The 22,797-nt window shown below is 53.5% G+C and carries 16 protein-coding genes; 7 read left to right on the forward strand and 9 right to left on the reverse strand.

Features of this window, described 5'->3' with window-relative positions:
• The first annotated feature begins 1 nt into the window (after position 1).
• Genes K1Y77_RS10975 through rfaH form a run of 6 tightly spaced genes read left to right on the forward strand, consistent with a single transcriptional unit; the run spans position 2 to position 12,851 of the window.
• Positions 2–1,237 (forward strand): capsule biosynthesis protein, encoded by a 1,236-nt coding sequence (locus K1Y77_RS10975; RefSeq protein ID WP_264428441.1) that lies wholly within the window; start codon positions 2–4, stop codon positions 1,235–1,237.
• Positions 1,234–2,040, forward strand: coding sequence for an SDR family NAD(P)-dependent oxidoreductase (locus tag K1Y77_RS10980; RefSeq protein ID WP_030072006.1), 807 nt, complete (start codon positions 1,234–1,236; stop codon positions 2,038–2,040). The genes K1Y77_RS10975 and K1Y77_RS10980 overlap by 4 nt, the downstream gene beginning before the upstream one ends.
• Before the next feature lies 1 nt (position 2,041).
• Positions 2,042–3,664: an LTA synthase family protein gene (locus tag K1Y77_RS10985; protein WP_264428444.1), complete on the forward strand. Its 1,623-nt coding sequence runs from the start codon at positions 2,042–2,044 to the stop codon at positions 3,662–3,664.
• A complete protein-coding gene (locus K1Y77_RS10990) occupies positions 3,661–10,992 on the forward strand; it encodes a type I polyketide synthase (protein WP_264428445.1) in 7,332 nt (2,443 codons plus the stop codon). The genes K1Y77_RS10985 and K1Y77_RS10990 overlap by 4 nt, the downstream gene beginning before the upstream one ends.
• The gene (locus K1Y77_RS10995; RefSeq protein WP_030071999.1) at positions 10,989–12,323 is read left to right on the forward strand and encodes an aminotransferase class I/II-fold pyridoxal phosphate-dependent enzyme; all 1,335 of its coding nucleotides are present in this window, start codon (positions 10,989–10,991) and stop codon (positions 12,321–12,323) included. Before K1Y77_RS10990 ends, K1Y77_RS10995 begins: the two co-directional genes overlap by 4 nt.
• A gap of 6 nt (positions 12,324–12,329) precedes the next feature.
• Positions 12,330–12,851: a transcription/translation regulatory transformer protein RfaH gene (gene rfaH, locus K1Y77_RS11000; RefSeq protein ID WP_030071997.1), complete on the forward strand. Its 522-nt coding sequence runs from the start codon at positions 12,330–12,332 to the stop codon at positions 12,849–12,851.
• A gap of 63 nt (positions 12,852–12,914) precedes the next feature.
• Here the strand turns inward: rfaH and K1Y77_RS11005 are convergent, their stop codons facing one another.
• Both K1Y77_RS11005 and K1Y77_RS11010 read right to left on the reverse strand, forming a co-directional pair.
• Entirely contained in the window at positions 12,915–13,976 is a 1,062-nt protein-coding gene (locus K1Y77_RS11005) for a TRAP transporter substrate-binding protein (protein WP_264017951.1), read from the reverse strand.
• A gap of 87 nt (positions 13,977–14,063) precedes the next feature.
• The gene (locus tag K1Y77_RS11010; RefSeq protein ID WP_264428450.1) at positions 14,064–16,427 is read right to left on the reverse strand and encodes a cytochrome P450/oxidoreductase; all 2,364 of its coding nucleotides are present in this window, start codon (positions 16,425–16,427) and stop codon (positions 14,064–14,066) included.
• A 200-nt stretch (positions 16,428–16,627) separates the two neighbouring features.
• Between K1Y77_RS11010 and K1Y77_RS11015 the strand changes: the two genes are divergently transcribed.
• Positions 16,628–17,305 (forward strand): IclR family transcriptional regulator, encoded by a 678-nt coding sequence (locus K1Y77_RS11015; RefSeq protein ID WP_030071992.1) that lies wholly within the window; start codon positions 16,628–16,630, stop codon positions 17,303–17,305.
• Positions 17,306–17,510: 205 nt separating this feature from the next.
• On the opposite strand, the gene K1Y77_RS11020 is transcribed toward K1Y77_RS11015, so the two are convergent.
• The 7 genes from K1Y77_RS11020 to K1Y77_RS11050 all read right to left on the reverse strand — a co-directional run bounded on the left by K1Y77_RS11020 (position 17,511) and on the right by K1Y77_RS11050 (position 22,788).
• The gene (locus tag K1Y77_RS11020) at positions 17,511–18,866 is read right to left on the reverse strand and encodes a type II toxin-antitoxin system HipA family toxin (protein WP_264428452.1); all 1,356 of its coding nucleotides are present in this window, start codon (positions 18,864–18,866) and stop codon (positions 17,511–17,513) included.
• The gene (locus K1Y77_RS11025) at positions 18,856–19,149 is read right to left on the reverse strand and encodes a helix-turn-helix domain-containing protein (RefSeq protein WP_432613049.1); all 294 of its coding nucleotides are present in this window, start codon (positions 19,147–19,149) and stop codon (positions 18,856–18,858) included. Before K1Y77_RS11025 ends, K1Y77_RS11020 begins: the two co-directional genes overlap by 11 nt.
• Positions 19,150–19,285: 136 nt before the next feature.
• The gene (locus K1Y77_RS11030) at positions 19,286–19,540 is read right to left on the reverse strand and encodes a transposase (RefSeq protein WP_320055285.1); all 255 of its coding nucleotides are present in this window, start codon (positions 19,538–19,540) and stop codon (positions 19,286–19,288) included.
• A gap of 15 nt (positions 19,541–19,555) precedes the next feature.
• Complete coding sequence (gene rnk, locus K1Y77_RS11035) at positions 19,556–19,969, reverse strand: nucleoside diphosphate kinase regulator (protein ID WP_030071985.1); 414 nt, start codon at positions 19,967–19,969, stop codon at positions 19,556–19,558.
• A 146-nt stretch (positions 19,970–20,115) separates the two neighbouring features.
• Positions 20,116–21,468, reverse strand: a complete 1,353-nt coding sequence (gdhA, locus tag K1Y77_RS11040; RefSeq protein ID WP_264428453.1) for an NADP-specific glutamate dehydrogenase — start codon at positions 21,466–21,468, stop codon at positions 20,116–20,118.
• Between the two features lie 554 nt (positions 21,469–22,022).
• Positions 22,023–22,418: an IS200/IS605 family accessory protein TnpB-related protein gene (locus K1Y77_RS11045; RefSeq protein ID WP_264428454.1), complete on the reverse strand. Its 396-nt coding sequence runs from the start codon at positions 22,416–22,418 to the stop codon at positions 22,023–22,025.
• Positions 22,419–22,437: 19 nt separating this feature from the next.
• The gene (locus K1Y77_RS11050; RefSeq protein ID WP_264428456.1) at positions 22,438–22,788 is read right to left on the reverse strand and encodes a hypothetical protein; all 351 of its coding nucleotides are present in this window, start codon (positions 22,786–22,788) and stop codon (positions 22,438–22,440) included.
• Positions 22,789–22,797 lie beyond the last annotated feature (9 nt).

Consider the following 22,797-nt stretch of genomic DNA (forward strand, 5'->3'; position numbering starts at 1 on the left):
GTTGAAGCAAAAGCGTGCATTCTTATTTTTACAAGGCGTCTGCTCGCCCTTTTATCAACGCCTGGCTCGTCGGCTTACCGACGATGGACACCGCGTGGTAAAGGTTAACTTCAACGCTGGCGATATTGCTTACTGGCAACGCACCCACAGCCAGAACCATCTATTTCGGGGGCCTTTAAGTGAGCTGCCGGCCTATATCCAATCGCTGTGGCAACGCTATCAGATCACTGATCAAGTGCTGTTCGGTGACCGCCGCCCAATTCACCGCCCAGCGGTTGACCTAGCGCCAGCGGCCGGTATTCGCACGCATGTGTTTGAAGAGGGGTATTTTCGCCCTTTTTGGATCACGCTTGAACGCGATGGCGTTAATGGCCACTCCTTGCTGCCCCGCGATCCCCAGTGGTTTTACGAAACAGGTAAAGCGCTGCCAAAGCTGCCCGCCCCTGTTCGCTTTCGCTCATCGTTTAAAATCCGCGCCGCTCATGATGTGTGCTACCACTTAGCCGGCCTTGCCAACCCCTTGGTGGCACCCCACTACCGTAATCATGCGCCCATTACCGCACCGGTGGAATATGCGGGCTACGTTAAGCGCTTTACGCTACTAAGACAGTGGAAAAAGCGCGATGCAGAGCGTATCGAGCAGCTGATAGAGGGCAAAAGGCCTTATTTTATGCTGCCCCTACAGCTCAACACGGATGCGCAGGTTCGTGATCACTCCCCTTACGCCAATATGGAAGAGGTGATGACTCACGTTATGGGGTCGTTTGCCTTACATGCCCCTAGCGATGCCCTGCTATGTATCAAAAACCACCCGCTAGACATGGGGCTGGTTAATTACCCAAGTATTATTCAAAAGCTTGAAGAGTTTTACGGCCTTCAGGGGCGCATCGTTTATCTGGAATCAGGCAACCTCAACCCACTGCTTAAGCACGCTACGGGGACGGTCACAGTGAATAGTACCGTGGGTATTGTGTCACTGGAAAAACAGTGTCCCACCTTTGCGCTTAGCGACCCTATCTATCGTTTAACGGGCCTAACTTATGAGGGTTCTCTCGATGAGTTTTGGCACCAGCCGCCACCGCCCAGTCAGGCGCTATTTGGCTATTTCCGCAATACGGTAATGCACACTGCACAGGTAAATGGTGGCTTTTATTGTCAGCCCAGTATCGATTTAGCCGTGAATAACGCCGCCCATATATTGGAAGCCTGCCCTTCACCGCTGGAGAAGTTACTTTGAGCGTGGGTCAACTAACACTACCCGTTACGGGCAAATCACGCTGCGTGCTGATTACCGGGGCTACCGGCGCTATAGGTGGAGCGCTAGCACAGGCTTACGCAACCCCAACAACGCATTTAGTGCTGCATGGGCGCAATCAATCGTCGCTTGAAACGCTGGCAACGGCTTGTCGTGAAAAGGGAGCAAGCGTGTCGCTGTCATCTGCTCACCTGACCGACGATAGCGAACTCACCGCTTGGCTAGATAGCGTATGTGCCCAACACGTACCCGATATCGTGATCGCCAATGCGGGTATTAATACACATCCCCACGATAACGCACTAGAGCCATGGGATGAGGTTCAAGCGCTACTGGATATTAACTTAAAAGCTCCCATTGCAATGGCCCAGCGCCTAGTGCCTGCCATGCAAGCACGAGGCAGCGGCCAGCTGGTCTTTATTAGCTCTCTAGCTGGCTGGCACGGCTTGCCAACAACGCCCAGCTACAGCGCCAGCAAAGCAGGCATTAAAGCATATGGCGAAGGGCTTAGAGGGCTGCTCGCCCCCCATGGCATTGGCGTTACTGTGGTCATGCCTGGCTACGTCACTTCCCCCATGTGCAATGCCATGCCCGGCCCGAAGCCGTGGGAATGGCCGCCAGAGCGTGCGGCCAATGCCATACAACGTGGCGTTGCTGCGAACCGCGCCCGTATCAGCTTTCCTTTTCCGTTGAATTTCGGCACTTGGTGGCTGGCCGTTTTACCTGCGGGACTTTCTCAATGGCTGATCAAACGCTTTGGTTTTCATCATCCCGGGGGCGTGTAGCGTGCAGCTTTTTGTATCCACTACCTTTATTAGCCCGCTGCTGGTTGGCTTATTGGGAAGCTTGCTGTTCGAGGCACTGCTAAGCCCTCGCCCACAACCGTTTTGGCAGCGCGGTGTGGCTGCAAACATCGTGCACCTTGGTAGCTGGCTACTGCTGTTTGGACTATTTGTTCTGCTACTACAACGCCCTTGGTTTGCGGTCGTTTTTGTTCTGTCGCTGCAATTGGTGGTCGTGCAGTCCAGCAATACCAAGTCACGCACGCTGAACGAACCCTTTATCTGCCACGATTTTGAATACTTCTGGGATGCTATTTTGCACCCCCGTCTCTACGTGCCCTTTTTCGGCATCGGCTTAGCCATTGCCGCTAGCAGCGCAGGGGCCATTGCCATTGGCAGCTTCTTATATATTGAAGCCTCGTTAATCAGCAAATGGGGCAGCATAGCTTTTTTGGTCAGCAGCCTGGTCATGGCAACCTCAGGGGCATTATTGGTTTGGTTAGGCTGGCGCAAACTTCCGCCGATCACACTTGACCCTGTCCTTGACCTCAATCACCTGGGGCTGTTTGCCAGCCTGTGGGCTTACGGCATTGCCCTAATGCGCTCCCAACCGCCCACATCTGAGGCATCACCTTTTCACCACGTCACTCATCACCCCCTAGATCAGGCTGCCCATGCAGCGCTCCCCAATGTGGTGTTAGTGCAAAGTGAATCGTTTTTTGACCCGCGTACCTGGTGTAGCGAGATTGCCGCAGACTTACTGCCACACTATGATGCCACGCGCCCCGAAGCGGTCATGAAGGGAGCACTAAACGTGCCAGCTTGGGGTGCCAATACAGTACGTACCGAATGTGCCATATTAACGGGCATTGCGCCTGACAACTGGGGGCCGCGCCAATTTAATCCCTACCGCACGCTGTCACGTCACCCGCTACCCAGTATTGCCAGTGCCTTTCAAGCACAAGGGTACCGAACCGTTTGCGTTCACCCCTACCCCGCTACCTTCTACATGCGCGACAGCGTTATTCCCAAACTGGGCTTTGAAACGTTCATCGATATCAGCGCATTCGATAGCCAGGATAAGCACGGCCAATACATTGGTGATCAAGCCGTTGCACGAAAGGTTGGACGACTGCTTGAAGATGACGATAATAGGCCACTGTTTGTGTTTGTGATTACGATGGAGAATCACGGCCCGTTACATTTAGAAGCGCCGGAGCAAGCGTGGTTAGCATCCACTTTACCAACGGCGCCATGGCCATTACCAAATCACTTGCGTGATTTAGCCGTTTACCTGCACCATTTGGGTGAATCGGATAAAATGCTTGGAAGCGTTAAAGCAGCGCTAAACTCAGCGATAAGGCCAGGGCTGTTGGGCTGGTACGGTGATCATGTTCCGATATTACCCACCGCCTACAGGCACTATTCGCCCCCTGCTAGCAGCACCCCGTACATGATATGGTCAACGGAAATAGAGCGTGATACGCACGACCATCCGTCCTACGAGCAAGAATCGTATACGCTGGAAGCAAACGAACTTGGCGTCTACCTATTTAAACAGGCGTTTGGGCGCGATATAAATAGCGATGTGATCAAGGCAGAACCAGAACCTCAGGAGCAAGAATGACTAAACGCGTTGCCATTATCGGCGCCGCCCATCGTTTCCCCGGCACCACCCCTGAAACGTTCTGGCAGGACCTGCAAGCCGAAAAAGACCTCGTCACCCAAGTGGCCGCTGACCGCTGGAGCCAAGATGCTTACTGGCACCCAGACAAACGTCACCCTGGCACCAGCATCACGTTTGCTGCGGGTAGCCTAGGCGATATCAGCGGATTCGACGCAGCGTTTTTCGGCATTTCGCCCCGTGAAGCGGCGAACATGGACCCGCAACAGCGCATGCTGTTAGAACTCGCTTGGGAAACCATGGAAAGCGCAGGCATAGTGCCTAGCACCCTTCGCGGCAGCCAGTGCGGCGTTTTCATTGGTGTCGCCAGCCTGGACTACTCTTATCGTCTAGCCGATGACATGGGGGCAATTGACGCCTCTACTGCAACGGGCAACACCTCAAGTATTGCTTCTAACCGGCTCTCTTATGTGTTTGACCTGCATGGCCCCAGCATGTCGCTAGATACCGCCTGTTCGTCTTCCATGGTCGCTTTTCACCAAGCCTGCCAATCGATACGCAGCGGTGAAACAACGATGGCGCTGGCGGGCGGTATTAGTCTCCACCTACATCCTTATGGCTTTATTATTTTCTCTAAGGCCAGCATGCTTTCACCCACTGGCCGCTGCCAAGTTTTCGATGACGCAGGCAACGGCTACGTGCGCTCGGAAGGTGCGGGACTGTTTTTGCTCAAGGATTACGACCTGGCGGTCGCCGATGGCGACAATATTCTAGCCGTTATTGCCGGTTCGGCGGTCAACACTGACGGCCACAAGTCTGGCCTCACTGTTCCTAACCCCAGCGCTCAAATTGATTTAATGCGTCGTGCCTACCAGCAGGCGGGTATTACTCCTGATGAGATCGACTACCTTGAAGCCCACGGTACCGGTACCGCCGTTGGCGACCCGATAGAAACCCGCGCGATTGGTGAAGCACTCGGCAAATTCCGCAAAACGCCACTGCTGATTGGTTCAGTAAAAAGCAACGTTGGTCACCTGGAAACCGCCTCTGGCGTCGCCGGTCTTGCCAAAGCGCTTTATAGCCTGCAGCACCGTGAAGTGCCTGCCACAATCGGCATACGCAAGCTGAATACACGCATCAAATTTGATGAGTGGAACATTAGCGTTGTTACCAAAGCGCAGCCGCTCAAGAAACAGGGCCGCTTGGTAATTGGCGTTAACTCCTTTGGTTTTGGCGGCGCAAATGCCCACGTCATTCTCGAAAGCGCCCCCGAAAAAACGCCCGCGCCTCGTCAAGTACCTGACATAGCGCTACCTATTCGCATTAGCGCGCGTAGCCAAGAAGGGCTAACAGCCAATGCCCAGGCGCTTGCCAGCCATTTGCGTGATAGTCACCAGGCTTTCTATGATATTGCGCACACGCTTTATAACCATCGTGAGCAGCATACGTTTGGGGCTCTTTGCTTTGCTCAAACACCGGGCGAAGCCGCCAATGCGCTCAGCAAGTTTGTCGACGGTGAAACCAACAGCGTTGTAACGCTTGAGCGTTTAGCAAACGCCCGCGGCCCCGTGTTCGTTTATGACGGCAATGGTTGCCAATGGGAAACCATGGGCCATGACCTGCTAAATGAGCCCGCGTTCAGCGATGCCATTGACCGCGTAGATGCTCTGTTCCAGCAGCATGGCGAATTTTCGCTACGCGATGAACTCGCCGGGCGCAACCCTCCAGTGGCCAACGGAAGTCGCTTTGAGCGTACTGAAATCGCCCAACCGGCGCTGTTTGCTCTTCAAGTGGCATTAACCGAATGGCTTAAATCCAACGGTATTGTACCTGTCGCCGTATTCGGCCACAGCGTTGGTGAAGTTGCTGCCGCTTGGGCATCTGGCGCGCTTACCTTAGAAGATGCGGTAAAGGTCATTTACTACCGTAGTTTCTACCAAGGCAAAACCCGTGGCCTAGGGGAAATGACCGCGGTTGCCATGAGCGCGGAAGAGATTGCTCCCTGGCTTGAAAAAGCCGAATTCAACAACATCAGTTTGGCGGGCATTAATAGCCCCAAAGGCATCACCTTGGCGGGTGATCGTGATCAGCTGAGCGCTATTGAAGCAGCGCTCAGCGAACAGAGTACGTTTGCTAAGCGCTTGCCATTAGATTACGCCTTCCATAGCCCTGCCATGGACAGCATTCAAGCTGGCGTTGTCGACGCCTTGGCTGACATTCGCCCCCGTGCGACTGATATTCCCTATGTCTCGACCGTTACCGGTGTCATCAGTGACGGCACAGAGCTAGATGCCCACTACTGGTGGCTTAATATTCGTGAACCGGTTCTGTTTGATCATGCCGCCACGACACTTATCGAGCAGGGCTACAACGTCTTTGTTGAAGTTGGTGCGCATCCGATTCTACGCCGCTATCTAAACGAGTCCTTGCGCCAGCAAGAGCGCAGTGGACTAGTATTTGGCACCATTGAACGCCATAAGTCAGGCGTAGATGGCTTGTCCCACTGCCTAGGACAGCTGCTGCTAAGCGGATTACCCCTTGATAGCCGTCACTTCTTCCCGGTGGAAGGCCAGCGGGTTCTGCTGCCACGGTATGCATGGCAGCGCACTAACCTCTGGGTACAGGGCACCAACGACGGCCAGGGTCTGCTGTCTCGTTACTACCAGCATCCACTGTTGGGTTATCCGCTTGCACAGCAAGACCACACCTGGGAAAGCCAGCTGGACACCCAACGTCAGCCGTGGCTTGCTGATCACGTGGTTGGTGAAGGCGCGGTGTTTCCCGGCGCTGGCTTTGTAGAGCTTACGCTAGCGGCCGCCTTACAGCAGAAAGACACACCGCTTTTAGACATTGAAGAGCTGGAAATCCGCGCCCCGCTGCTGCTAGACGGCCCCAATGGCCGCACCATGCGGTTAACGCTGAACCCAGACGACGGCCGCTTAACTATCCATTCCCGCGAGCCTGCTACCGGCAGCGAATGGCAGCTTAATGCCGTCGCCCGCCGCATGCGCGAAAGCCGTGGCTTTTTGCTCAAACGCCAAGCGCCTAGCCTACCCAGCCGCGCACCTGACTACACCCTGGCTGAGCACTTGCAGATGGCCGAACGCATCGGGCTACATTACGGCCCTGCTTTCCAAGCCATCAGCCGTGGCTGGATTGAGGGCGATAGCGTGATTGGTGAGATCGCGCTAGCGAGCGATGTCCAGGCCCAGCTCGATACACTACACGTTCATCCAGGCATTCTGGACAGTGCTTTCCAGATGTTTATTCCGCTGCTGGCTCAGCATAGCGAGTTCGCCGCGCAGCTTGCCTTTGTACCGGTTCGCGTTGGCCGCATTCAGGTGAATGCAGAAGCCGGTACCCCTGTACTGGCGCGGGCAGTCATGGGTAAACGAGCACCCCACTCTTTCACCGCTGATTTCGAGCTGTATGATGCCGCTGGCAACGCCGTGGCTGTGCTCAGTGAAACCCGCTTCAAGGCCATCCGCTTGAACCGCGCGCATCACCAGCACTTTAGCTATCTAGAGGTTGAACTAACGCCTGCCCCGCTGACCGCAGCAACATTACCGCTACCTAACAACGCGCTCGTTAGGCTGGCGGGACTAAGCGATACCTATGCCGCCAGCACCGGCCAACGCTATGCCCAGGAAGTGTCGCCACTACTTGATAGGCTTAGCGAAGCGTTTGTGTCGTTCAATTATGACGGCAGTGAAGATCAGCTCGCACCGGAAACCATTTGGCAGTTACTGGTGCAAGATTATCCCGACTATTTTGCGCCTATTCATATGGTGGGTCGTTTAGGGCTGCATCGCGAACAGCTCACCAACGGCAGTGCCACCCTTGAAAGCCTAGGTATTACTTCTGAACACTTAGCCGGTATTAACCGCGTTCTCATCGGTGAGGACGGCTGGCAGGTACTAGCAACCGAACTTGGCGCACTGATGGAGGCGACACTAGCGACCCTGCCATCAGGACAGCGTCTCCAGTTATTAGAAGCTGGTGCCTGTGCTCCCGCTCTTGGTCAGCGCCTACTCGAACAGCTGGCTAACACTACTCATATTGCAAAAGATGCGCATCACTATCGCGCTATCACTACCAATGATACGGCTCGTCACCAAGCCGAACAGCTCCAAGAGCGCTTCCCGCTGATGGATGTTCAGTCGCTAGACGACGCCCTACCAACACTGAGTAGCGCCGCAAAAGCTCAACTGGCGTTTATCAGCGTGGACGTCACTCAGCCTGAGCGCAGCCGCCAACTAATGGAAGCGCTTCCTGCACAGCTTGCACCAGGTGCCCAAGTCATGGTGATAGGCGTTCATCCCAGCCGTTGGTTGGATGACCTTCTAGCCACGCCAGGCATCGACCAAGCCGCTCTGGAGCAAGACACCGTGGTTGAGTGGCTAACCACCCAGGGCTTTAGCGTTTCACCGCCGGTTGAACTTGAGGAGAGTGGGGCTTACCTGCTGCATGGCCAGTTTGCTTCGGAAGCGGTTGAAAACAGTCAATCTACGCCAGAGGCTCAAAACGCATCAACGGCCTACCATTTAATTGTCTCTGACATTGAACACGAAGCACTCGCCGCCCAGCTTGCCGAGCAATTAGGCACGACCTCTACTTGGCTAACCGTCAGCGATGCAGCGCCGCAAGCGCTATTAACAGCCGCGTTAGGGGCACGCCAAGACGTACCTGGCGAACTCAATGTAATTGACTTGCGTTGGCTGAAAGGCGCTACCACTAGCGCCCAAACACAACGCTGCTACACCGCTCAGCAGTGGTCGCTGGCGTTAGAGGCAAGCGGGCTTGAGAGCCAAGGTAGTCGTGTCATGCTTTGGCTAACCACCCAAGCCGCCAGCACTGGCGATGACGCGGCGCTATGGGGCTTCGGTCGCTCGCTGGCAAACGAGGCCGTTGGTCATCGTGTCACGCTGATTGATCTACCAGAGGCACTCAGTGACGCGGCGCTAATCGCATTTGCAGCATCAATCGCCACGCCAGATAGTGAAAATGAGCTGGTCATTACCGCAGAGGGTGATCGGTTTGCCACGCGCCTGCGCACGCTGCCTGCTCCTCATCCAGAGAAACAGGCAAACGCTGAACCGCATCAAGCAATGTCATTAGGCTTTACCTTACCAGGCCAATTACGCCAACTGCAGTGGCGGCCACGCCCGCTACCGGAACTGGGCGCGGATGAGGTAGAAATTCGTGTTAAAGCAACCGGGCTAAACTTCCGTGACGTGATGTATACCCTTGGTCTGCTGTCCGATGAAGCGATTGAAAATGGCTTTGCTGGCCCGACCCTGGGGCTTGAGTTCTCTGGAGAGGTTCTTGCGGTAGGTGCCAATGTTCAGCACGTTATGCCTGGCCAAGCGGTCGTTGGCTTTGGTCCCGCCAGCTTCAGCGATCGGCTGATTGCCAGCCAACACGCAGTAGCGCCGCTGCCTGAGGGCGTCAGCTACGCCGCTGCCGCCACCATTCCGACCACTTTCTTCACGGTGTACTACGCACTGAAGCATCTGGCGCGCCTGGAACCCGGCGAGAAAGTGCTGATCCACGGTGCTGCGGGCGGTGTTGGCATCGCCGCACTGCAAATTGCTCAGTGGCTAGGTGCCGACATCTACGCCACGGTGGGCTCTGAAGAGAAGCGCGACTTCCTACGTTTGATGGGTGAGGAGCGCATCTACGACTCACGCTCACTCACATTTGCCGAAGAGATCCTAGAGGATACGCAAGGCGAAGGCGTGGATGTGGTACTGAACTCGCTGGCGGGCGAAGCGATCAATCAAAACCTACGCGCACTGCGCCCGTTTGGTCGCTTCCTCGAGTTAGGCAAACGCGATTTCTATGAAAACACCCAGATTGGGCTACGTCCGTTCCGTAATAACTTAAGCTACTTCGGTATTGACTCCGACCAGCTGATGAAAGTACAGCCTGCCCTCACCCAGCGCCTGTTTGGAGAAATGATGGCGCTGTTTAACGATGGCACGCTCAGCCCACTGCCGTTCACCGCATTCAGCCACAATCAGGTAATTGACGCCTTCCGCTATATGCAGCAAGCGCGCCAAATCGGCAAAGTCGTGGTCACCTATGAACAGCCCATTGCGCCACCGCGCAACGAAACATTAGGCACTGGCACAATGACCCTACCTGCCGATGCCAGCTATCTGGTCACCGGCGGGTTAGGCGGTTTTGGACTGAAAACCGCCCAATGGTTAGTTAGCAAAGGCGCACGTCAGCTTGTTCTGTTAAGCCGTAGCGGCCCTGCTAGCGAAGAAGCCCAGGCTGCCATCGCGACCTTTGAAGCCCAGGGCGTGAAAGTGCTGGCAGCCGCGTGTGACATTACTGATCGCGATGCCTTGGCCGTTGTCATGGAACGCATTCACCATGAGCTAAGCCCGTTACGGGGCATCGTTCATGCTGCCACGGTCATTGATGACGGCTTAATTCGTAACCTCGATGCTGAGCGGATTCAAAAAGTGCTGGCACCGAAAATTGATGGTGCCCGACACCTGGACGCCCTCACCCACGACATCGCGCTCGACTTCTTTGTCCTCTACTCCTCAGCGACCACGCTATTTGGTAACCCAGGGCAAGCCAATTACGTGGCGGCTAACCACTGGCTAGAAGCCTTTGCTGCCCGTCGCCGCGCCGCTGGCTTACCCGCTACCTGCGTACGCTGGGGGGCGATTGAAGATGTTGGCTTCCTAGCGCGCAACACGCGCACCCGAGATGCACTGCAAGAGCGCCTAGGCGGTTCAGCCTTGCGCTCTGATGACGCCCTCAAGGTGCTCGAGCAAATGCTGTTGACCGAAGGGCCAAGCCTTGGCGTTCTTGAACTTGAGTGGGGAGCGCTAGCGCGTTTCTTACCCACCGCCCAAGCGCCGCGGTTTAACGAAATTGCCCGCGCCAGTGACGATGATGGCAACGTTGATCACGATGACGATATCAGCGCCTTACTTGCAGATCTTTCACCGGAAGAACTGCACAGCACGATCACTGATCTCCTGCGCGCAGAGCTAGCCAGCATCCTATTAATTGATGAAGAAAAAATCGACATCAATCGCTCGGTGTACGATATGGGGTTTGACTCGTTGATGGGCGTTGAACTGATGACGGCCATTGAGAACCGGTTAAACGTTCAAGTACCAGTCATGGTGCTAAGCGAGGCATCAACACTGAACAAACTCGCCGGCGTGCTGATTCAAAAATTACATCAGCATGACAAGGATGTTGAAGAGACGCCACAAGATGCGTTAGCCTCTCTGGCCGCTCGCCATGGGGCGGATGGGCACACTAGTGAGCCGGCCTCAACATCTACGACCGAGACACCATGACTGCAAAGCGCTCTGAACTGAAACGAAAGCTGTTGGAACAAGCACGCAAGCGTCCAACACCACGGGCCACCAGCCCTCAAGCGCCTGCAGCATTTGGCGCTGAGGCTACTCGGACAGTCCCCGAGCGCTTTACACGCTTCGATGCTCACCCTGGCTATCAGCAGTTAGCACTGCTGCGCCAGGGCGCAAAGCAGCTAGGCCTGATAGATCCGTTCTTCAAAGTCCATGACGGGCTTGCCGGGGCCACTAGCGTTATTGATGGTCAGTCTTGCATCAATTTCGCTAGCTACAACTACCTGGGTTACTCCGGTGACCCACGGGTTATTCAAGCCTCTTGTGAGGCAGCAGGCCACTATGGCACGTCCGTCTCCGCCAGCCGCGTTGTCTCGGGCGAACGGCCTATCCACAGGGAACTCGAGCAGGCTATTGCCAACATCTATGGGGTTGAAGACGCCGTTGCCTTTGTTAGCGGCCATGCAACCAATGTGTCTACCCTTGGCTACCTGTTAGGCCCGAAAGACCTAGTGCTTCACGACGAGTACATTCATAACAGCTCATTAGTTGGCGCTCAGCTTTCCGGCGCTAAGCGCATGCCCTTCAGCCATAATGACCCCAACGCGCTCGACGCCCTGCTGAGCAATCATCGTCATCAATTTGAACGTGTAATTGTGGTGATAGAAGGGCTTTACAGCATGGATGGCGACATCCCAGAGCTACCCCGCTTTATTGAGATAAAGCAACGCCACCAAGCGTGGTTGATGGTAGATGAAGCGCACTCGTTTGGGGTCATGGGTGACACAGGCCTAGGCTTACGAGAGCATTTTGCGATTGACCCCACCGATGTCGATATCTGGATGGGCACCATGAGCAAAACGCTATCTGGCTGTGGGGGCTATATCGCCGGTAATAAAGCGCTAGTGGAAACCCTGCGCTACTTTGCCCCAGGCTTTTTGTATAGCGTGGGTATGCCCGCTCAAGTGGCCGCGCCTTCACTTAAAGTACTGGAGTTGATGCCCCAGGAAACCGAGCGCGTTACCCGCCTGCAGGCAATTTCGCGTTACTTTCTTGAACAAGCGCAGGCACGGGGAATGGATACCGGACACAGTATCGGCTCTGCGGTCGTGCCCGTTATTGTGGGTAGTTCACCGCTGGCAGCCCACTTATCCCATGCGCTACTTGAGCAGCACATTAACGTGCAGCCTATTTTGTACCCTGCTGTTCCTGAAAAGAGCGCTCGTTTACGCTTTTTCCTTTCCTGCGAACACACTGAGGCCCACATCGACCAGACACTGGATGTTCTTGCAGTGCTGCTCGCTAACGCTAAAGGGTGAACAATAATGGAGGAATTAGAAACCCAAGAAGCGTGGATTAATCCCAGCTGGTATGTCATTCAGTGCAAAGGCGGCGAGTCGTTTCGCGCCGCCGAGCACCTTGCTAACCAAGGGTACGAGGTGTTTCACCCCGTGCTAAGTGTTAAACGCAAGCGCCAGGGCAAATATACCTTGGTGACTGAGCCGCTGTTTCCTTATTACCTTTTTATTCGCTTGGATCAAATAGTCAGCAACTGGCGGCCGATTCGCTCGACCCGTGGCGTACTGCGCCTACTCACCTTTGGTAATACGCCCATTGCGGTGCCAGATGCGTTAATCGAAACGCTACGTGATCAACCGCACCATCAGGAAGGTAGCCACAGTATTTTCAGTGTCGGGGAAAAAGTAACGATTACTGACGGCCCTTTCAAAGATTTAGAAGCCGTCTTTAAACGCTGCAAGGGCGAAGAGCGTGCTATCGTTCTGCTTAACGTGCTTCAGCGCCCTCAAGATGTTGAGCTTTCTATCGACAACTTACGGAAAAATTAAAAAGAGGCCGTCGTGACGGCCTCTTTTTCTACCTTTTGTCTACCTTACATAATTTTTTCTACCTTACATACTTTGATCAACTACCGCCTCAGCGCTCAATCCTTCTTCACTATCTACAGCGTCGAGCTGCTCAAGGAAGAAGCCGCGTGCGGCGTCACCATCCACGCCGCGTTTCTCAGCCTCGGCTTCCCACTGACCAGGAAGATCTGCGGCTATTTGCTGGAAGCGCTCAAGCTCTTCGGCAGGAAGCTCCACAAACGTGTTGCCCTGCTCTTTCGCAAACTCAATGCCACGCTCATCCACCACGTCCATCATGTAGCCAAACAGACGAGAAAGTTGCTCTCCTGATACCTCCTCAATGGCTGCACGATCCTCTTCAGAAAGCGAGGCCCATGTATCAGGGTTGATGACCATCGAGAAACTTCCCCGATAAAAACCACCCGGCATCTGAACGGTGTAGGGCAGCACTTCCGCTAGACGAAAACTTTTGAGCCCTTCAAGGGTCAGCATTGCGCCGTCAATAACACCTTGTGTAGCAGCCTCATAGGTGCTGGCTGGCGGGAGTGCTACGCCGGTAAGCTCAAGTGCGTTCGAAATGTCCGCCATAATGCCGCCACCGATACGAACACGCTTACCATCTAGGTCGTCAAGGCTATCAATCTCTTCGGTAAGATAAAGGGCACCAGGGCCGTGCACCCCAACCCCAATCACCTCAACCCCCCGGTGCTCATTCGCCTCGGCTAGGAACTCATTATGGGTGCGCCAATAAGCCACCGAGGCAGACTCGGACGAGAAGTCCTCAAACGTAGGGAGTTCGGGTAGCTTGGTCAGCTCGAAACGGCCTGGCATTAACCCATGAAAAAGCCAGGTAACGTCGGCAACGCCATCTGCGATTAATTCCATTTGAGAGCCGGGCGGGCCCATATCGTGAACCACGTTAACAGTGACGCGCCCTTCGGTCGCTTCCTCTACCCAACTTCCCCATGTCGGCCAAACAATCGTGTTAACGCCGTGATTAGGGCCTGCCCAAGTACTAACCTGCAGTTCAGTTGAGGCGGTGGCATGTTGTAAAGTGCCCAAAGCCATCAAGGCAGAAAGCGTTGTCAGTGTGGCGAGTTTTTTCATTATTAATATCCTCTCGTTCATTTCAGAAGTGGCATGCAAGGTGTTGCGTTTTAATGTTGTTAGTTGTTGCTTATTAATTGTTAGCTATTAGAGAGCGAGTACAAGACGATCACCCTTAGCTCTCGAACAGCAGGCCATCATACGATCACCGGCAAACCGCTCAGCACGGCTGAGCACCAAGTCCCGGTGATCAATGTCCCCTTCGGCAACGGCGACTTCACACGTACCGCACAAGCCTTCGCAGCAGTCGCTGGGCACATCCACGCCAAACGCCGTCAGTGCTTCCAGCAAGGTCTGATCATTACCGACCTGAAGTGTCACGTTAGAGTCGGTAAGCACGGCCTCGAAGGCATGCTCTTTTTCAGGATCAAGGATGTTAGAACGAGCCGAAAAATGCTCAACATGCAAGGTTCCTTCCGGCCAGTTCTGCGCCAATAGCTCAATGGCTTCTAACATTCGTTCAGGGCCACAGCAGTAGACTTGCTCACCCTCAGCCACGCTGCTAAGTGCGGTCGAGATATCAAGCCGACAGCCCTCATCACTCGCATGAACGGTGAGCGCTTCGCTGTGGTCGCGCTCGACGCGCTCCAAAAAGGCCATGGTTCGCCGCCCAGCACCGCAATAGTGGAGTGTGTACGGCTTACCTAACGCCTTAAGCTGATCGGCCATGGTAAGAATCGGCGTAATACCAATTCCGCCTGCTATCAAGGTATAGCGTTCTGCCGTCTCATCCAGGTGAAAATGATTCTTTGGGCCAGCAATATGCAGTACGTCACCTGGTTTGATCGTCCCGTGAAAATGTAATGAACCGCCACGCCCCGAAGGCTCACGTAGGATAGCAATAGACAAACGATGCCGGTCATTACGCTTGCCACACAAAGAGTAATAGCGCCGCCACTCGCCTGAGACCAACTCGATATGCGAGCCAGGTGACCAGTCCGGCAGCTCACGGCCATAGGGGTCGACAAGATCAACCCGAACGACTTCCTCGGCTTCACGCGCTACCTCAGCGACTAAAACCCGGCGCACAATATCCTCTTTAATAGGCGCACCAATATGGAAATGCGTTGGGTTCTCAAGCACCCCACGGTTACGACGTTCAGGGTTCTGTTCAGGGTCCCACTTCACCCAAAGCGAGGTTGGGCCACGGAAAGAAGTATTGGGCAGATATTCGAACGCTTGGTCTTCAACGAGGTGTATATGGGGTAAACGGCGGACAAATTCATCAAGGATAATACGCATTTCCATGCGAGCAATATTCTTCCCCATACATTGATGCGCACCGTAACCAAAGGTGAAGTGCTCCGCTGAGTTATGGCGGTAAATATCGAACTCATCAGGGTTTTCAAAATGGCGTGGATCACGGTTAGCCGACGCTTGTACTAACAACAGTTTGCCACCTTTGGGGATCGTCACACCCCCTACGTCAGCATCCTCAGTAGCGATACGGCGCCAAGCCACCACAGAGCCAGCAGCACGAAGACACTCCTCAATCGCGCTGGGGATTAGCGTGGGGTTCTCACAAATATCGTTCCAAGAAGCACGGTTCGATAGCAGTATGCGGAAAGCGTTCGTGGTGGCGAAAGCGGTCGTCTCATGGGCAGCCACCAAAATCGCCATCATCATTGAGCGCAGGTAACTCTCAGGCACAACGTCGGGGTGCTGGTGGTGCATACGGATTGAATCGTACATCCACCCCTCACCGGTTGGCTCGTCTCGCATGCGATCTAGAATAGCCTGCGCCGTTTGCCAGAATTGACCCACGTCTTCAGCAATCTTCAGTTGTTGTTCTGGCGAGGGGCGGCCCCAGGTGTTAAGCGTGTGGGCGACCGAGAATTTGCGAAGCTCTTTGGCATCTTCGCTGGGCACCCCCAGAAAGCGCAGCGCCACGGTCATGGGAATTTCCCGAAACATCTCTTCTACCAGATCCGCGCGGCCTTTATCGATGAAATGATCCATATAGCTACGCACTAACTCGCGCACCCATGCCTCATGCTTCTCGAGGTTCTCAGGCAGGAAAGCATCCATCAGCAGGCGGCGGCGCTCCATATGGTCTGGCTCATCCTCGTTGACCATGGTGCGACGCATTGCAAAGCCATAGCTTTCGAGAATTTTCACCGCTTCTGGCGGCGCTGGCGTCAGTTTCTCTAGGGCAATCGCCGGTGAAAAGGTGAGATTGTCACGAAAAACAGCTTTTACCTCGTCATAGCGGCTCACAACCCAATAGCCAAGCTTAGGACTAAAGAACACCGGCTCCTGCTCGCGAGACCAGCGCAACGCCTCAGCGGGGTCAAGCTGGTAAGACGCACCGAAAGGATCAAAGGCAGCAGCATCCCGCGAAACGGGGCATCCCGTCGGTGATGTCATCGTTGCTTGGCTAGTTGCATCAGCTGGCTGATGAAAAGGACAGCCTTCTGACATTTTATCGGGCTGGCGTGCAGGTGTGGTCATGATGTCTCCAAGGGGAACGCTCAACAAGACGTTTGTTTTATTTTTGTCTCTATTAACGCACAATCATTATCTATTATAGAAACAAAAAATAGATGAAGTGTCGCGCATCGTCAATACGTGTTTGCAGCCCCAAGGTACTGCGCCATACTTGTCGGTCGTTCATTATCCACCCGCAAACGTCTGTCTGAGGTTCCCTACTGATGTCGTCCACGCTTCAAACGCTTGATCGCGGCCTGCTCGCCTTAAAAATAGTTTCCGAGCATAACGAGGGCATCAGCATCGCTAAGCTTGCTGAGGAGCTTGACGTACATAGGGCGATCGCCTATCGCATCGTCGCCACACTCGAATCACACGCACTACTTGCCCGCACCCAGGGAGGCACTCTTAGATTAGGCGCGGGCATTACTTTGCTAGCTTCCCGTTTTGAACCCCAGCTCCATGCGGTCGCCTTGCCATTGTTAAAAACCCTGGCCAAAGCAACACGCGCAACTGCGTTTATTTCTCTAGCCCAAGGGGAAGAGTGCATGGTGACGCTGGTGGCTGAGCCTGAAGAAGGAATGCTACGGGTGGGATATCGCGTAGGCAGCCGCCACCCGTTAACACAAGGGGCGGCTGGTATCGCGATTTTGGCAGGACGAGCACCGAAGGAAGAGGACAGCCCAGCGGTAAGGCAAGCCCGCCTTGATGGCTATAGCCTTACACGGGGGCAACTTCAGCGCGGCGCGGTTGGCGTCGCCAGCCACATCCCCACTACCCGTTCAAGCATTGGCATGGAAGCTTGTGTCGGAGTCGTCGCGATGGATGATCTAGATAGCGAGCGGGCGATTGATGAAGTAAAGACCTCCGCGATACGGCTAGCGGAACTGATTGGACAGTAGTGATAAAGACAATAGTGATAAAAACAATAGTGACGCAGTTAATCAGCCCTCTTATTCGCGCTGATAGTAAACTGGGAATAGCTAGGAGGGATCGACACTATTTTGTGGCAGGCCTTGCAAGAAGCAACGGCGAGCGCTCATCTTCCGAAAACTCCGTTGTAGCAGCTTCTTGATGTCCTCCCCTGCCTAAAGTCGGGAAAGGATATCAATGTTGTAGAAAAAGGGCTGCATTTTCCTGTTTACGCTGATCCAGTGTTTTAGTGATAGATGACACTGTCGTTTTACTGATCCCCTGCTGCTGTGCGAGATGAGCAAATTGGCTGATTGCTTGAGATACTTCTTCAACGACTTGCCGCGCTTCATTCCAACTCCCATAGCCGGCACTTGCGGCAAGCTTTTGCATGACCTTAATCGGCGGAGCTTTGCCATAACCACCAAAAGCGGTGGCGTGTTCGTTAAATGGATGGGGGCTATAGGTGACATCGTAAAAGGGGGCTGGCTGCCATTGACCGTCGTCCGACTGCAAAAAAGCCCAGTTTTTACTGTGATCGTCTTGGTTAGACGACAGCAGATTAAATATGGCGCGTCGAAATTGCAGTTGCCCTGCGGCTGGGGATTTACACAACTGTCGGCTGGCTTTGATCAAGTCAATATAATCTAAACTTGGGGTTCGAAAGTCCGCATCCAGCAAACCACAGGCACTGTGCATATGAAGGCGGCCTGCATGAGGTTCGTCTCTTAAAGCAGAGCGCTCAGCCATATAGTCAAAACGTTTAAGCGCTAACCACGCAGGTGCACCGCTAATGCGAGGCGCTTCAATAAGTTGCCAAATCGGCGGTTGACACTTGGCTTGCTCGGCCATTTGCAAATAGACAGCCTCACACAGACCTTCTTCATGCCCTAGCGCTAAATGCTTTGAAGTAAACTTAATCAGCCAAGCTTCATCACCGCGTTGTGCGAATGTTCGACAACGTTTAATTTCGCCAGAAGGCATATAAATCTGCGCCTTAGGCCTTGCACCTCCTGAACTGCCACCGGCCACTAATGCGGCCAACACTTGCTGAGCGTACCCATCGAAATCATCGTGGTTGCTATCAATATGGTCAGACATTGAAACATCGAAGAGCGTTTGCGCTTCTAAACCCAACGTCGCTAAATCAATGTCAGATTGGAGCTCAGTTGAGAACTCAGATACCGGCAAGAAAGAGAGCGCCCCCATACCTTTATCACCAACAAAGGCCAGTCTATCCATCGCCGTTAATTGATTAGGGAGAATGCCCTTTTGACGGAAAATACGATCTTGCAACAGCATTCCCCAGCCATCAGGTAAGCAATCACCAAATACACCATGCACACCTTGATGAGGCTGTTTCGGGGCGGCTTGCACTTGCGTATTGGTTTGCAAAGTAAAAGGCGACAAATTTCCAAACTGCTTCACATAGCTGTCAACATACTGAAAAAAAACGCCTTGCCGATTCTGAGCCAACACACCGACTGCCACCTGCTCACCTGAGCTTAAGGTTCGAGCTACGTTGAGTTTTTGGATAGGTTTAAAAGGCATCTTTTAGCACCTCATCAATGCTACTTGGGACAGTAGCTTGATTCTTGCTTGGTTGAGTGAGCTGATAAAGCCGATCCAACGAGTCGAGTGTCTGCCAAAGCAACAGCAGTTGGCGAAATGAAATTTGCCCAGTCAGCTCAAACTTCTTAATGGTCGCTGCTGGTACACAGCTGCGCTCTGCCAGTGCAGCTCGTGATAACTTTGCTTGTTGGCGTAACTCACGTAAGTAAGTGGCATACGCTTGGCTCACATCGGTATCATCTAGTAATGTAAGATTCATCATCAAAAACCAGAATGGATACAATAATGTCCATTATATGGATTAAAACCGCATAATGGCTACTATTATATCCAATAGAGACAGTGATATAGAAAATTACTCGATGACCACAGTGAAAACAGTGCTTCGAGCTGGGAAACTACTTGCCGATCTGAACAAAGTCACGCCCGTACCGCTCGGCCTTGTAAGTCAGTTGTTGGGTGAGCTGATGCCAGCCCACGTCGCTAATGGCCTTGGCCACCCGGTGCCGCGCCTTGGTGCGGTTGTTCGAGCTTTTCTGTTTGCGCGATAAACAGCGCTGTGCCCGTGCCAGCTTTTGCTCAGTGCGCCGCAGAAAGCGCGGGGTAGGAACTTTGTCGCCGTCACTGGTGATGACGCGGTGGGTTAGCCCCAGGTCAACACCGCCTACTTACCGATGAAACTGCTTTTCACGCTCGGGCTGCCAGAAAATCGCATCAATGCGCAGGCGTACCTCAGTGTTGTTGGGTAGCGGCCACTCGATCACATCGCCGACTCGTAAGCCAATTAACGCCGCACCAATAGGTGCCATCACTGAGATACCATCTTCAACGCTTTCAAGGGCATGAGGATAAACCAAGGTACGAATCATCTGACGCTCACGGGTTAAATCCGTAAAGCGCACCTGACTATTCATGCTCACCACATCCTCAGGAATATCCTGAGGATCAAGCACCTCTCCGCGAGCTAATTCTTCTTCAAGCAGCTCCGCAACCATCATGTCTTTTTCAGATGCCGTATCAATCAAGCGCTGAAGCCGGTCGGCATCAAGGCGATTAATAATAATAGGAGGACGCTGCCCCATGTCTACTCTCCTTGGAAAGCAAATAGCGGTGATACCAATGGATGCGCTTAAGATCTCCCCCTTATAGCGCACCAACGAAAACAGCCCTTCCCCAAAGGGAAAGGACTGTGTCGTAACAGTGTATGTGGTTTAGCTAATAAAAGCGACTATATAACACCCTGCTCAATCATCGCATCGGCCACTTTACGGAAGCCGGCAATGTTAGCACCCAATACAAGATTATCCGGCTCGCCAAACTCACTGGCCGTGTCGGCACACTGACGATAAATATCCGCCATAATCTGCTTAAGCTTTTGGTCCACCTTCTCCAGCGGCCACTGCTCCATGCTGCTATTTTGCGCCATTTCAAGCTGACTGGTCGCCACGCCACCCGCGTTGGCCGCCTTGCCAGGTCCATAAGCAATTTTTGCTTCCAAAAAGCGGTCTACCGCCTCTTTCGTAGAAGGCATATTGGCGCCCTCACTCACACAGGTAACGCCGTTGGCCAATAACGCCTTCGCATCCGCTTCAGTGAGTTCATTTTGGGTGGCACAAGGGAACGCTGCATCGCCTTCAATGCGCCACACCGCATGGCCATCCTGCGGGTAGTCTCGCGCTGAAATGTAGTGCGCGTCAGGATGCTCGTGCAAATAACTTTCTAGCGAGATGCGCTGAACTTCCTTCAACTGTTTTAACAGCCCTAAATCGATACCGTTAGGGTCATGAATAGTGCCCTTTGAATCACTACAGGTAACCGGCTTAGCTCCCAGCTCATACAGTTTCTCAATGGTGTAGATAGCCACGTTACCCGCACCTGATACCAAGCACGTTTTACCCTGTAACGATTCATCTTTTGCCGCCAGCATGTTCTCGGCAAAATAAACTGCACCATAACCAGTCGCTTCTTTACGACCAAGAGAGCCGCCCCAGTTCAACCCTTTACCTGTTAATACGCCTTCGTAACGCCCAGTTAAACGCTTATATTGACCAAACAGATAGCCAATTTCACGCGCACCCACCCCAATATCACCAGCAGGCACATCCGTATGCGGCCCAATATGGCGGTAAAGCTCTGACATAAATGACTGACAAAAACGCATGATTTCGTTATCTGATTTACCTTTAGGGTCGAAATCAGAGCCACCTTTACCACCACCAATCGGCAAACCAGTCAGGGCATTTTTGAATATTTGCTCAAACCCTAAAAACTTAATCGTGCCTGAGGTCACGCTCGGGTGAAAACGCAAACCTCCTTTGTACGGGCCAAGCGCCGAATTAAACTGAACACGGTAGCCTTTATTCACCTGCACACGACCGGCGTCATCGACCCAGCTCACTCGGAACATTATCTGACGCTCCGGCTCAACAATACGCTCAATGATGCTGTGATCATGGTAGTGCGGAGCACGCTCGAACAGCGGACGCAGGCACTCAAGCACTTCTTCTGTTGCTTGATAAAACTCAGTTTGTGCAGGACTACTTTTTGCTAAACGCGTCAGCGTATCGTGAACATAAGGCATAGACAGACACCCATTTATAGTTAAAAACGTCGATTTGCTGGCCAGAGCGTTGACGTATTTAACTGCGAGTGCGCTAACCTGCATACCCTATGCCGGTTCGGTATGAGCAAAAAAAACAAGAAAAGTAGACTAAAGTGGAAACCAAATTGCCCTTTTATGGTGCAATTAACAAGCACTAATAAACGATATATAAACGAAAAGCCTACCAACAATGAGTCACCTGAAACTTCCCTTAGGGGCGTTAGCACTGGGATGCAGCCTCTGTCGACTCATCATTCATTGTGTGTTGAGCTGTTATGGTCAAGTAGTCGTTGAACCCTCCGACGATTCATTCGAAGAATAGAATCGCAGATTCTTATTCCTCTCACACGCCCTGTTGCCAGAGCGAGGAGAGCGTCACCGGGGTTCTCGGTGCATGAGCCGGCGTCTGCGAGCTCATGCGGGCGGTCGGCTTGCGCTGACCGCCCTGAAAAAACACATGGCCGCGAGCGGCGATGTTATAGGCCGCGTTCAGATCGGCGTGATAGCGTTTGCCGGAGCTAAACGTGCACTGGCTACTGGCTGTAGTTGTCTTTATCACGTTTTACTGGCCCTGATCCGTCGAAGGCGTAGCGGGACGTGCCACGGGCATAAACTGCCACACAACGCAGCCCCACTTCGACGGCCTTGCTACCGATGCGTGTTACGAGCTGGCGATGAAACCAGCGGTGAAACCGTGCCTTCATCGGTGTCCGCTTTTTTCCCGCTTTAGGTCGCCCCCCCTTCAGGTTTTCGACCGCAATCGCCTGGCAATGATGATCAAGCGCTAAATTCACCAACTGCCGACTGATCTGGTGGACTTGATTGTCTGCCAGATGGGTTAGCCGTTGGTGGTCGCGGCGACAGAAGCCCGGGGGTAACCGGCTGCCGTGGCGTGTGTGCTTTTTGGCGGCCTGACGAATGCTGGCCATCAGCCGATGCTCCCGGTCTTTATCCGTGGCGAGATAAAGCCTCGCGCATGGACCGTGGTGTCATCGGCATGGGAACGACGCTTTCGTCTTCGATCTTCAATATATTGTTATTTTCCAGATCAACGACCGCGACAAGGTTTTCAATTGGGTGCGCCCAATAATTGCCATCGCCAACATCAAGGTAGGACACCACCTTTAACAGTCTAGACTCTTGTTCCAGACCATCTTCGCCATCAAAGTAACCCACCGTAAGCGGGGTACCCGCCACTTTGTCAGTATCCTCGATGCCGTGCCTTCTCAACGCTTCTTTGTAGGCTTCACTTTCGGCAATAATTTCCTGAACAGCCATAAAGTCATCGTAGGTAATCATGCCATGTGC

The sequence above is a fragment of the Halomonas qaidamensis genome, from assembly GCF_025917315.1.
Classification (GTDB): Bacteria; Pseudomonadota; Gammaproteobacteria; order Pseudomonadales; family Halomonadaceae; genus Vreelandella; species Vreelandella qaidamensis.